The sequence below is a fragment of the Prosthecobacter fluviatilis genome (assembly GCF_042655725.1).
Taxonomy (GTDB): Bacteria; Verrucomicrobiota; Verrucomicrobiia; order Verrucomicrobiales; family Verrucomicrobiaceae; genus Prosthecobacter; species Prosthecobacter fluviatilis.
Genome location: NZ_JBHSMQ010000007.1, coordinates 75,675 through 87,497 on the forward strand (window position 1 = coordinate 75,675; position 11,823 = coordinate 87,497).

Genomic DNA, 11,823 nt, shown 5'->3' on the forward strand with positions numbered 1-11,823 from the left:
CAGCCTGTCGCCCAGCGTCCCCGCCACCACGCCTGCCAGCAGCGTCATCAAGGCACTCCCGCTGCGATTCCGAACGTGGCGCAGCTCCAACGCTCACGCTCAAGGCTGTTGTCCCACAGACATTCATGTCCAGCAAAAACGCCGCTCCCTTCAAAGCTCCACCGTACGGCATTTGGCCTCCAGCTGGTGGCAGATGCGCTGGATCATCTCCGCGCTCAGCTTTAAGGCACGCGCATCCACAGCGATGCTTCGAATCCCCTTCGGATTAAGCACTCGCACCTTGCCGGGTGGCACGCGGCTCGTCAGAAACCAGCCTGGCAGCGTGAGCACAGCCTGCACAGCCACTGCCGCGCCCACAGCACTCGTCAAAAAGGTGCTCAGCCGCTCCGCCTGCATCCTCGCCTGGTCCACCATCCTCGTCTCCGTCCATGTGGGAAAGTGGACGGCCTCACCGTCAAACACAGCATCACAGTCCCGTTTCCCTTGGGGGGGCGGGCGTTTGCGGCGCATTTTGGTTTCCACCGCAAAGACACCCGCCGTGGAGACAATCACATGGTCAATATTGCCGTACGGCTCCATCGGCAGATCGTGAAACACGCGGCACCCCTCAGCCATCAGCTGGTTCAGCTCCTCCGCCACAGCCCGCTCCCCATGAAAGCCCAGCCTGCAATTTGAGAGCTCCTCATGATTCTGGAATGCACGTCGCAGCAGGATGAGCAGCAAAATCGTGCAGATCACGAACGCCGCGACCGCACGGCTTCGGGAAATGCTGCTATCCGGAGACATCAGCAGCACCGCAGCCAGCATCGCCCCCGGCAGGATCATGGCAAAGGACAGGCGCTCTCCAAATTGCTCCGCAAGATCATCGATCCTCAGCCGCAGAGATTCTCCTGCAGGCCTCAGCAGCTTTTCAGAAATAGGTGCGCGCGCCAGTCTTTGGCGTTTCTCCCTGCGCCAGCGCAGCACATGGGCCATGCCCAGCACCGCGCACGACGGTACCAGCAGAGAGCCCACGATGATGTATAAGCTTGTTGGGGAAGTCATGAATGCCTCATCTTCTAGGTGCTTCTCCGGAGGCGGTCCACGGTCAATTTGCAAGGATGGTGTTCACCCCGCTGCATATCACCATCGCCTTCTCCCAGATTCACTCCCACCTCGCCCCTTGGCCAGCGTCAAGGATTGAAGTACGACAGGCACTCCTGCCTGTCGGCCAGCGCATCCCAATCACCCAAGACCGCCGGACCAACTCCTCCGCACTTAACAGAGTCCTCCTAGATCCCCCGGGGTGTCGCGCTTCAGCGCGGCTCCCCTTGATTTTACCAGCACCTCCTGGCAGCCAACCCGCCCCTTCTTCACACACCGCGACCACCCAACGCCCCACCGCCGCAGACTGCGTGACCGATAAGCATCCCCTCGGTGATTCAAATTCCGACTCCGTCTTTTGGGGATCGGTTTTGAGTTTTTTGCGGCCAATCTCCTCCCTCTCTCATCTCGACCTCAGCTTCTGAATCAGCGTCATATCAGCGTCTCATCAGCGGTTAAAAAAACTCCGCTCTCGCCCCCGCTCCTTCGCAACCCCGCCTCATCTCTGCGTCTTTCCAATCTCTGCGGTGCAGAATTCCTTTCAGGAATCATAAAAGCGTAACAGTCAGTCCCTCCTCAGCGGTTCAAACTCCGACTCCGTTTTTTTGGGGATCGGTTTTGAGCTTTTTGCGGCCAATCTCCCCCCTCACATCTCGACCTCAGCTTCTAAATCAGCGTCATATCAGCGTCTCATCAGCGGTTAAAAAAACCTCCGCTCTCGCACCCGCCTCATCTCTGCGTCTTTCCAATCTCTGCGGTGCAAATTCCGTCTCCAGGCTCGGTCCGGCCTTCCTCGTATTTCGTGTGTTCCGTGATTGAAACCTCCGGCTCTCCTCAGCCAAACAACCGTCAACGCTGCGTCGGCCTCCCCACCACGATCCCCGCATGACTCTTCACCGAGTGCAAATACTCATGGATCGTCTTATCAACCACCACCTTCTTATACGTCGCCGACGCATGCATGAACCGGCAGGCCCCGTCAGCCGTCCGTAGCGCCAGCCCCACATGAGAGCAGTACACATGCGCCCGGTTCGTCACGATCCCGATGATGTCCCCGCTTTGAATCCGCCCCTCACACGCAGCCACCTGGTCCTTCGGAATGAAATCAAACGGCACCTTCTCCAATCGTGCCTCCATCTGCCTCAGCTGCGGCACCAGGGCAGGGGACGCCCTCAAATAACGGTACAGCTTCGGATTCAGCGACATCTCATCATTGCCACGTCCCGTCAGCCTCACCACCGGCCCCACCTCCCGCGTCACAGACCGGATGTTCCCACGCGCCGCGTTGTCCGTGAACCACTCATCCAGGTAATGAATCCGGTCCAGGTAGTTCCCATGGCACACACCCCCGCGATACCGCGTCCACTCGATCTCCCTGAGCAGATCACTCGGCGCATAAGCCCGCTGCCGCCGCCCAATCATCCGCGCCAGCCCCAGCGACACCTCAAAAAACGTCCAGCAGTCCAGCCCCGTGAAATTCACCGAAGGCGACTCCACCCGGTCATCAATCTCCAGCGTCCACCCCACATACCGGATGCCCCGCAGCGCCAGCCCAAACTGCGCCACCCGCGCCCCCATCGGCAGTGCCGCCCAGTTCTCCGCCATCGCCCGCGCCACCACCTCCTCAAATTTCTCCCGCCCCTTAAACGTCACCGACTGCGGCAGAAACTCCCCCGCACGCAGCAGCGCAGGGCATCCGCCCATCAGACTCAGAGATAAAAAGCAGCGACGTGTCAGCATGGTCCAAAAGAGATTCAAAAATTTAAAAGCCCGGCAGAGAGGACCGCAGACACTCCTGTCCGCCTCATGAAAAAGCCAGCCCCCCAAGACATTTCAAACCCTACATCAATACAAATTTTCCGCCATCCCCAAAGCCCCATCACCCGCAGCCCCCGCATTCAACCACAGCGCCTCATCCACCAGGCCAAACTGCCTCGGCACCAGACGGCACAGCTCCACCAGCTGCCGGTCCAGCTCCCGCGCAAACGACTCGATCGCCTGCCCATACCGCCTCCGCCGCAGCGGCTGTTCCGCCGCCTGCAGGCACGATTGCAGACACGTCTCCTGCACAAACGGCTCCAGGCCATAGCCCACCATCGTCATCGCGCGGTCAGAGCCCGTGTCCACCAGCAGCATCACCAGCCGGTTCGCCCCGCCCTTGTCCACCGCGCTCGAAAGACTCCCGCGGTTGAACAGCCAGAACGCAAACGGCAGCAGCGGCGCCTCCACCGGCACCGCCATCAGCACCACCGCGATCCCCACCTGCGGAAACCGCCGCTCCACCTCCGCGATCACATGCCCCGCACGCCTCACCGCCAGCGCCCCCAGCACACCCGCCACATCCGCGATCGGACGCTGCAGTGCCGGAGCGATCCCAAACGCCCGATCCGCCACCTCCAGCGAAAACCCACACTGCCCGCAGGCAGCGTCAGTTTCCATCGCAGGAGCTCGGCAGGCAGGACAGCGCACACCACGAATGTACATCACCCCACCACCCCCGCGCAACGATCATTAGAAACCATCTCAGACCACGCGCCGCGCTCCGGACGTAGGTTGGTTGTGTTTGGCGCCCAGCGTTCCCCCACCTTCCACCACTCCCGCCGCCAAACCGACCGACCACCAGCGCATCCATACGCCCCAGCGTCCTCCGCACGCTGACAAACAGCCACGCCCGCCCATGCCGCAAAGGGCATGGCATGAACACTTCATCCGTTCCCCAGCTCACACCTTCGCACTTCGTCTTCTCAGCACCCACCGCAGAATCCCCCTCGGCATCAGCCGAAACACCCGCCCCGCGATCGACACCCCCACTCCCGGAAACACACACGCCCGAGCCGCCCGCAGCGCCCCCAGCGCCTCACCCACCACCTGCGCAGGCGGGATCCGCAGCAGACCCTGACCATCCCGGTTCGTGTCACTCCCATCCGCCCGCTTCGCCGTCTGGCTAAAGTTCGTCGGCGTCGGCCCCGGGCACACACAGCTCACCGTGATCCCCCTCGGAGCCAGCTCGATCGCCAGCGCCTCCGAAAAGCTCGTCACATACGCCTTGCTCGCCGCATACACCGCCAGCTCAGGCATCGGCAGCGTGCTCGCCAGAGAGCTCACATTCACAATCCCCCCCGGTCTCTCCATCAGCGGCAGCATCTCATGCGTCAGCATCGTCAGCGCCGTGATGTTCAGCTCAATCAGCCCCCGCGTCTTTTCCGTCGGCGAATCCGCAAAGCACCCGTAGTCGCCCATCCCCGCATTATTGATCAGCAAATTTGGCCTCACCCCATTTTCCGCCAAAAACGTGAAAACAGCCCTTCGGCCCGCCTCTGTTGCCAGATCCGACACACAGCACAGCACTTTTGTCCGCGTCCCGGACAGCTCCATTTTCACCTTTTCCAACGCCTCCCCCCTCCGCGCCACCAGCACCAGCACCTCCGCCTGCGGCGCCAGCTGCCGCGCAAACTCCGCCCCCAGTCCAGAAGACGCTCCAGTGATCACAGCACGGCACTTTTCGAGGGGAAATCCATCAGGCATACGGTCAGAAGTAGCCAAAAGCCACGCAGGCAGCAACTCGCTTTCCTCCAAATGCACCCGCGCTGCCCCCAGATCTGGCCTCCAAACGGCCGAAATCGGCCTGAAAATTGTCCAAAGCTATGCTTATATCAATTTACAGAAATTATAAATAATGTTAAATATGCGCTTATCTGATGATATTAATGGAACTCCATGACGCAAAAAAGGCGGCACTTGCGACAATGAACCCGCAGGGAGGCTCTGCATGTACTCCGTAGCAGGCAAAAAGAGCGCAGAAATGGCAGCGGTCGAGGAAGAACGCACCGCTCGGCTTTACCGCCTCTCCCAGAGGCGCAACCACATCCTCACCGACCGCCTCTTCGCCAAGCTCATGGTCATGCAGTGGCTCGGCGGCATCGTCATCGCCGTATGGATCTCCCCCAAGGCATGGAATGGCTCCTCCATTCTCCCGCTGTGGCATGTCTGGGCGGCCATCTGCCTAGGCGCAGCCATCAGCGCCCCCCCGGTGCTGCTGGCCTGGCGGCGGCCTGGGCGCGTGGTGACGCGCCATGTCATTGCCGTGTCCCAGGTTCTGACGTCAGCCCTGCTCATTCATCTCACCGGCGGCCGTTTTGAGACACACTTTCACATCTTTGGCTCGCTGACTTTTCTGGCCTTCTACCGGGACTGGCGTGTGCTCGTGACGGCCACACTGGTGGTGACAGCAGACCATCTGGTGCGCGGCGTCCTGTGGCCGCAGTCGATCTTTGGGGTGACGGAGGTGAGCCAGTGGAGATGGCTGGAGCACGTCGGCTGGGTGCTGATCGAAGATGTCTTCCTGATGATTTCGATCCAGCAGAACCTCACCGAGACCCTGGAGGTGGCCAAGCGCCGCAGCAGGCTGGAGAGCATCAATGCGCAGATCGAGCACCAGGTGATCGAACGCACGGCGGAGCTGACCGAGGCGCACAAGCAACTGGTCCTGACGTCCCGGCAGGCCGGCATGGCGGAGGTGGCGACGAATGTGCTCCACAACGTCGGGAACGTGCTCAACAGCGTGAATGTGTCTGCGGAGACCGTGGCCGGGAAGATACGGCATTTCAGAATTTCCAGCCTGAAAAACGTGGCCCAGCTCCTCAGGGAGCATGAGCAGGACCTTCCGGACTTTCTTACCAAGGACCCGCGCGGCAAGGAGCTGCCCGGCTACCTCGTCAAGCTGGCTGAAAATCTGGCCGAGCCCCAGAAATCCATCCTGGACGAGGTGAAGCTGCTGCAAAACAACATCGAGCACATCAAGCAGATCGTCTCCATGCAGCAGAGCCATGCACGTGTGGCCGGGGTGCATGAAACGCTCGATGTGGTGGAAATCATTGAAGACGCCATCAACATCTGCGGCATCAGCCTCACGCGCCATGGAGTGTCTCTGGTGCGGGAATTCCAGGAGGTGCCGCCAGTCGTGCTGGACCGCCATAAAGTGATGCCCATTCTGGTGAATTTGCTCAGCAATGCCACCCAGGCGCTGGCCCAGGCGGGAGATCTCAAGCTGCTCAAGGTGCGGGTCCTGCAGGGAGAGGGGGACTCCGTCCTGATCAAGGTCATCGACAACGGCGCAGGCATCGCGCCAGAAAATTTGACGCGCGTCTTTCAGCACGGCTTCACCACCAAGAAAGACGGCCACGGCTTTGGCCTGCACAGCGGCGCTCTGGCGGCGCGTGAAATGGGCGGAAAACTCACTGCCGACAGCAACGGCCTAGGCTGCGGCGCTGTCTTTACCCTGGAACTCCCTTTGTCGAATCCCCCACCTTCATCTGATGAAAAACATGACCGATAATCTCAACCGCCGCATCCTTGTCATCGATGACAACCAGGCCATCCATGACGATTTTCGGAAGATTCTCAGCGACGCAGATTCTGAAGATGCGGAGCTGCAGGCGGCTGAGGCCAGGCTGTTTGGCGCGCCGACCGTGATGCTCTTTGAGATCGACACCGCCTCCCAAGGGGAGGAAGGCCTGAAGATGGTGGAGAAGGCCATGGCTGAGGGGCGTCCCTATGCCATGGCGTTTGTGGATGTGCGCATGCCTCCGGGCTGGGACGGCATCGAAACGACCCAGCGCATCTGGCAGGTCTGCCCAGACCTGCAGGTGGTCATCTGCACCGCCTTTTCAGACTGCTCATGGAGCGAGATGCAGGCGAAGATCAACCCGCAGGACCGGCTGATGGTGCTCAAGAAGCCCTTCGACACCATCGAGATTCTGCAGATGGCCAATGCGCTGACGCAAAAGTGGCTGCGGCTGCAGGAGTCGAAGGTGGAGTTTGGTGATCTGCAGCACATGGTCAGCGAGCGCACACGTGAGCTGGAGGAGTCGCAGGCCGCAGCCGTCAGCATGATGGCGGATGCCGTGCGCCATCGTGAAAAAGCCGAGCAGGCCTATGAGGAGCTCAAGCGTGAGATGACCGAGCGGCGCATGCTGGAGGAAAAATTCCGCGAGCAGGCCTCCCTGCTCGACAAGGCGCAGGACGCCATCCTGGCGCATGATCTGGAGCATCGCATCACCTACTGGAACAAAGGCGCGGAGCGCTTGTATGGGTGGAGCGCGCAGGAGGCGGCCGGTCATTCCGTGGCGCAGCTGCTGTACAAAGACCCCGAAGCCTTCCAAAGGGCCAGCGAGCAGGTCATTCAGACAGGAGAGTGGGTGGGAGAGCTGCAGCAGATCAGCAGGGATGGACGCGGTCTGGTGATCGTGGGGCACTGGACGCTCGTGCGCGATGCGGCCGGGCAGCCCAAGTCGGTGCTGGCGATCAACACCGACATCACCGGACGCAAGAAGACAGATGAGGCTCTCAAGATGCAGGGACGGGTGCTGGAAAGCATGGCCGAAGGCGTGACCGTCTGCGATGAGGACGGCCTTATTGTGTTCAGCAACGACTCCTGCAACACCATGTTTGGCTATGAAAGCGGCGAGCTCATCGGCCAGCATTATTCTGTCATCCGCAACCTGCCGGCGGAGGAGGGGCGGCGTGCCATGGACGAGCTCTTTGGCGTGCTGCGCGAAAAAGGCGCCTGGATGGGCGAGATGGGCTCCCGCAAAAAAGACGGCAGCTCGTTCATCACGCGCTCACGCATCAGCGTGCTGGAAATCGACGGTGTGAGATCCTTTGTGGCCGTGGTCGAGGACATCACGGAAAAGAAAAACATGGAGGCTCAGTTTCTGCGCTCGCAGCGCATGGAGAGCGTCGGGCGGCTTTCCAGCGGCATCGCCCACGACATGAACAACATCCTGACGCCCATCTTCATCTCGTCCTTCATGCTGCGCCGCAACCTGCCGCCGGAGGACTTTGAAAAAATGCTCGCCAACATCGAGACCAACGCCCAGCGCGGCGCGGACCTCATCAAGCAGCTGCTCACCGTCAACTGCGACATGAGCGGCCAGCGCCACGTCGTGGAGATCAACCAGATCGCCAAGGACATGATGAAGATCATGTCCGGCACCTTTCCCAAAAACATCACCCTCACGGCCAGCACGCCCGAGGACATCTGGCCCGTCATGGGAGACCCCACCCAGCTCCATCAGGTGCTGCTCAATCTGTGTGTCAACGCCCGCGATGCCATGCCTGCCGGCGGCGTGCTCACGCTGAACATCGAAAACACCCGTCTGGACGAAAACTTTGCCGCGATGAATGTGGACGCCAGGCCCGGCCCCTATGTGCTGATCCGTGTTTCAGACACCGGGGAAGGGATCGCCCCCGAGGTGATCGACAAGATCTTTGATCCCTTTTTCACGACCAAGGAAACAGGCAAGGGCACCGGGCTGGGCCTTTCCACGGTGATGGGCATCGTCAAAAGCCACCAGGGATTCGTCAATCTGCGCAGCCGTGTGGCCATGGGCAGCGTGTTTGAAATCTATCTCCCGGCCACACCCGATGCGGTGGCCATGAGCAGCGCCGCCCCCGACATGCAGGCGCCGCGCGGGCAGGGAGAGCTCATCCTCGTCGTGGACGATGAAGAGGTCATCCGCGATGTCGTGCAGAAGACCCTCAGTGCGCATGGCTACCGAGTCATCACCGCGGGAGACGGCACCGAGGCCATCGCGCAGTTTTCGCAGAACCGCGGGGAGATCAAAGCCGTGCTGACCGACATCATGATGCCCTTCATGGATGGCGTCACGCTTTCACGCACCCTGAAGAAGATGGACCCCACCATCCAGATCATTGCCACCAGCGGCATGGGCAGCGCCAAAGGACGGCAGGACAAGGCCGCCGCGCTGGCCTCGCTGCAGATCAACACCTTTCTCAACAAGCCGTACTCGGCCAACGAAATCCTCACCGCCATCGGCGAGCTGCTCGCTTCCGATCGCTCACCCCAGCCCTCCTCAGAGCTGGGGCTGGTGGCCTAGGCCGCTTACAAAATCCTTTTCGGATGGTCCGTCCGCGTGGCGGGGCATCCGTGCGGTGGGCATGTCTGCTGTTTTCCAATGGCAGGCGGCTCACTCTGACGGCTGCGGTGCTGGCCGGAAGCCAAGGGCCGTCTTGTTTTGAGAGCCGGAGTCAAAGAGCTGCCAGAATGATCTGCCGGACGTGCATTTTCAAGTGGCGGGACCGGCGGTAGCAACGAGTCTGGAGGAAAGCCCATGACCCTCAATCAGCTCTCCAAGCAGGCCCCTTTCACCACCAAGGACGGCAGCACCATCCGCAGCATCCTGGACCGCACCAACGCCCCGGTGCAAAATCAGAGCCTCGCCGAGGCCACCGTTCCCGTAGGCCAGCCAACCGACCGCCACTACCACAAGCTCAGCGAGGAGTTTTACTTCATCCTCGAAGGGCAGGGGACCATGGAGATCGACAGCGAGACCCGCCCTGTAGGTCCCGGAGACGCCATCCTCATCCCGCCCGGCGCCTGGCACCAGATCACCGCTACGCAGACGCTGCACTTTCTTTGCTGCTGTGCGCCGCCGTATGCGCATGAGGATACCTATTTTCAGTAACTGAGCGCTTTCCAATCCAGAGGGGCTCACTTTTTCTTACGATTGAGTTTCGGAGCCGTTGATGCGCCGACTTCCTGGCGCCAGGCGTTGAGCTTAGCGAGAAGGCGATCACGGTCTGCGGGGCGTTCGGTGGCGAGGTTTTTGGATTCTCCCACATCAGTTTCGAGGTCGTAGAGCTCGACTTGTTTTTGTTCGGGAAAGTCGATGAGCTTCAGGCTGCCGATGCGAATCGCTGATGAAAACCAGTCTCCCGTGCTTGTGGGGCGAGGGGCGGGATTGTGCCAGAAAAAGGTGTCGCGAGAAGGGATGGATATTCCCTGCAACAGGCCTATGAGGCTGATGCCGTCGGTTCCAGCGTTTGCCGGTGTGGCGATGCCTGCCATCTCCACGAGAGTGGGGAACAGATCGAGCGACCACACGGGAGTGGCTATCTCCGTGCCGGGCTTCGTATGGCCGGGCCAGCGAATGAGCAGGGGGATGCGCAGGCCACCTTCATAGAGGTGTCCTTTGCCTGCGCGCAGTGGGCGGTTTGAAGTAGCCACCTCGCGCTTGCTTCCCCGCGAGCTGAGGCCGCCGTGGTCGCTGGCGAGGATGACAATGGTGTTGTCTTCGATGCCCAGCTTTTTTAGCTGGTTCAGCAGGCGGCCCACGCCGTGGTCCACGCTCTCGATCATTGCGGCGTAGGTGGCGTTGTTCTGCACGAGGAGGTTTTCGCCGGCGCTTTCCTTTTCCCATTCGGCAGCGGGCTTGGGCATCGTGACGAGCTTGTCGGAGTAGCGCCGGGTGAGGTGAGGCTTGGCTTCGATGGGGGTGTGCACTGCGTAGTGGGCCAGCACGGCGCAGAAGGGCTTGTCCTTATGCGTGTCGATGAACTTCAGGGTCTCCTGAGTAAGCCGGTCGGCGAGGTATTCACCCTCGGGGGCGTCATCGAGACCGACGATGTCGTCTTTTTCGTCGCCGCCACCACCACCTTTGCTGCGTGAAGTGTTGTAGGGTGCAAAGTGGGACTTTGTCGCACCTGCGGCACCCGCGGCGACGATGGTGTCAAAGCCGACCTTGTCGGGATTGGACGGACCTTCGCCCAGATGCCACTTTCCGCAGTAAAACGTCGAGTAGCCTGCATCTTTGAATGCCTGGCCGATGGTTGCATCCCGGTCGGGTTCAACATGAGGACTGTCTTTCTTTCCCTGTACACGGGCGGGGTGTTTGCCAGTAAAGATGCCAAAACGCGATGGCACGCAGCGAGGATATGCCACGTAAGCCTGGGTGAACTTCGCGCCGCTCGCGGCCAGGCGGTCCATGTTTGGTGTCTCGTAGAGTGCGGAACCGTAACAGCCCAGATCATGGGAACCGAAGTCATCAACAAGGATGAAGAGTACATTTGGGCGAGTCTCTGCTGCAAAGCATGACTGCAGCAAAAAGATGACGGAAAGGAGGATGGAGAAGCATTTCATGGGCGGCGGTGGCGAAGAATCATGGCCACCAGTCCGGCGGCAAGCAGCAGTGTGCGTGAGGGCTCAGGTGTGAGTGACGCCGTCGTAGTGAAAACGGCCCCGATGGCGGCAATGTCCGAAGGAGTGGTTGTAAAGGGATTGCTTGACGACCAGGTGCTGCCTGTCACACCTGTGCTGTAGCTGAGCAGGCGGCCACTGGATGCGGCGGTTGAGTTCGGTGTGATGTAGTTCGAGTCGAGCGTGAATGCGCCGCCAAAGCGGGTTGTCGCGGCTTCGATGGCCATGGCGCTGGTGAGATTGCTGCCGAACAGGTAGGACAGGTTGGCGGCTGATGCGGAAGCACTTGCCTGGGAGGCGGTGTTTGCCACGGTAATTGTTTCCCCGGCTCCCGAGCGGAGGATGTAGAGGGCGCTGCTGGCGGTCAGGGTACTATTGGCAGCAAGCACATTGAAATCATAGGTGCCTGCAGTGATCACGGAGGTGTAGGAAAGATAGGAGGCAAAACTTTGCTCTACGCTGAGACTGGTGGAGACGCCCGAACTTCCCTCGGTGCCCGACCACGAGTAAGTGAGCTGGTTTTGAGCGAAACTCTTGTTTGAAGCGGTGGCGACGACCACATAATCACCTGCCATCACGGTGACGCCGGAAAAGGTGGTGTTTCCGGTTGTGGCGTTGTCAGATGCGATCTGAGGAGAGCCCACGAGGGTGATCGAGGCGTGGAGCGGTGCAGAAAGGAGCAGACCTAGTGCAAGGCAATAAAACAAACGGGACTTCATGGTGGGTGTCTGAATTCACTGCCG

9 protein-coding genes are annotated in these 11,823 nt (G+C 60.5%); 3 read left to right on the forward strand and 6 right to left on the reverse strand.

Annotated features, from left to right (window positions below; genetic code table 11):
- Positions 1 to 150: 150 nt before the first annotated feature.
- The 4 genes from ACFQDI_RS17985 to ACFQDI_RS18000 all read right to left on the reverse strand — a co-directional run bounded on the left by ACFQDI_RS17985 (position 151) and on the right by ACFQDI_RS18000 (position 4,608).
- Entirely contained in the window at positions 151 to 1,044 is an 894-nt protein-coding gene (locus ACFQDI_RS17985) for a nuclease-related domain-containing protein (protein ID WP_377169345.1), read from the reverse strand.
- Between the two features lie 888 nt (positions 1,045 to 1,932).
- On the reverse strand, positions 1,933 to 2,823 hold the full coding sequence (locus tag ACFQDI_RS17990) for an N-acetylmuramoyl-L-alanine amidase-like domain-containing protein (protein ID WP_377169347.1): 891 nt from the start codon (positions 2,821 to 2,823) through the stop codon (positions 1,933 to 1,935).
- Positions 2,824 to 2,928: 105 nt separating this feature from the next.
- Positions 2,929 to 3,522, reverse strand: coding sequence for a TPM domain-containing protein (locus tag ACFQDI_RS17995; protein WP_377169349.1), 594 nt, complete (start codon positions 3,520 to 3,522; stop codon positions 2,929 to 2,931).
- Between the two features lie 282 nt (positions 3,523 to 3,804).
- Complete coding sequence (locus tag ACFQDI_RS18000; protein ID WP_377169351.1) at positions 3,805 to 4,608, reverse strand: SDR family NAD(P)-dependent oxidoreductase; 804 nt, start codon at positions 4,606 to 4,608, stop codon at positions 3,805 to 3,807.
- Between the two features lie 244 nt (positions 4,609 to 4,852).
- Between ACFQDI_RS18000 and ACFQDI_RS18005 the strand changes: the two genes are divergently transcribed.
- From ACFQDI_RS18005 to ACFQDI_RS18015, 3 genes are all read left to right on the forward strand, one after another.
- Positions 4,853 to 6,418, forward strand: a complete 1,566-nt coding sequence (locus ACFQDI_RS18005) for a sensor histidine kinase (protein ID WP_377169353.1) — start codon at positions 4,853 to 4,855, stop codon at positions 6,416 to 6,418.
- Positions 6,408 to 8,981 (forward strand): PAS domain S-box protein, encoded by a 2,574-nt coding sequence (locus tag ACFQDI_RS18010; protein WP_377169355.1) that lies wholly within the window; start codon positions 6,408 to 6,410, stop codon positions 8,979 to 8,981. Before ACFQDI_RS18005 ends, ACFQDI_RS18010 begins: the two co-directional genes overlap by 11 nt.
- 234 nt (positions 8,982 to 9,215) lie before the next feature.
- Positions 9,216 to 9,569 (forward strand): cupin domain-containing protein, encoded by a 354-nt coding sequence (locus ACFQDI_RS18015; protein WP_377169357.1) that lies wholly within the window; start codon positions 9,216 to 9,218, stop codon positions 9,567 to 9,569.
- Positions 9,570 to 9,595: 26 nt separating this feature from the next.
- On the opposite strand, the gene ACFQDI_RS18020 is transcribed toward ACFQDI_RS18015, so the two are convergent.
- Positions 9,596 to 11,023, reverse strand: coding sequence for a sulfatase (locus ACFQDI_RS18020; protein WP_377169359.1), 1,428 nt, complete (start codon positions 11,021 to 11,023; stop codon positions 9,596 to 9,598).
- Positions 11,020 to 11,799, reverse strand: a complete 780-nt coding sequence (locus ACFQDI_RS18025; protein ID WP_377169361.1) for a PEP-CTERM sorting domain-containing protein — start codon at positions 11,797 to 11,799, stop codon at positions 11,020 to 11,022. Before ACFQDI_RS18025 ends, ACFQDI_RS18020 begins: the two co-directional genes overlap by 4 nt.
- Positions 11,800 to 11,823 lie beyond the last annotated feature (24 nt).

What these genes read in the sequence shown, in the direction of transcription:
- ACFQDI_RS17985 (WP_377169345.1), bottom strand. Translation starts at nt 1,044, where the DNA reads ATGACTTCCCCAACAAGCTTATACATCATCGTGGGCTCTCTGCTGGTA.
- ACFQDI_RS17990 (WP_377169347.1), bottom strand. Translation starts at nt 2,823, where the DNA reads ATGCTGACACGTCGCTGCTTTTTATCTCTGAGTCTGATGGGCGGATGC.
- ACFQDI_RS17995 (WP_377169349.1), bottom strand. Translation starts at nt 3,522, where the DNA reads ATGGAAACTGACGCTGCCTGCGGGCAGTGTGGGTTTTCGCTGGAGGTG.
- ACFQDI_RS18000 (WP_377169351.1), bottom strand. Translation starts at nt 4,608, where the DNA reads ATGCCTGATGGATTTCCCCTCGAAAAGTGCCGTGCTGTGATCACTGGA.
- ACFQDI_RS18005 (WP_377169353.1), top strand. Translation starts at nt 4,853, where the DNA reads ATGTACTCCGTAGCAGGCAAAAAGAGCGCAGAAATGGCAGCGGTCGAG.
- ACFQDI_RS18010 (WP_377169355.1), top strand. Translation starts at nt 6,408, where the DNA reads ATGACCGATAATCTCAACCGCCGCATCCTTGTCATCGATGACAACCAG.
- ACFQDI_RS18015 (WP_377169357.1), top strand. Translation starts at nt 9,216, where the DNA reads ATGACCCTCAATCAGCTCTCCAAGCAGGCCCCTTTCACCACCAAGGAC.
- ACFQDI_RS18020 (WP_377169359.1), bottom strand. Translation starts at nt 11,023, where the DNA reads ATGAAATGCTTCTCCATCCTCCTTTCCGTCATCTTTTTGCTGCAGTCA.
- ACFQDI_RS18025 (WP_377169361.1), bottom strand. Translation starts at nt 11,799, where the DNA reads ATGAAGTCCCGTTTGTTTTATTGCCTTGCACTAGGTCTGCTCCTTTCT.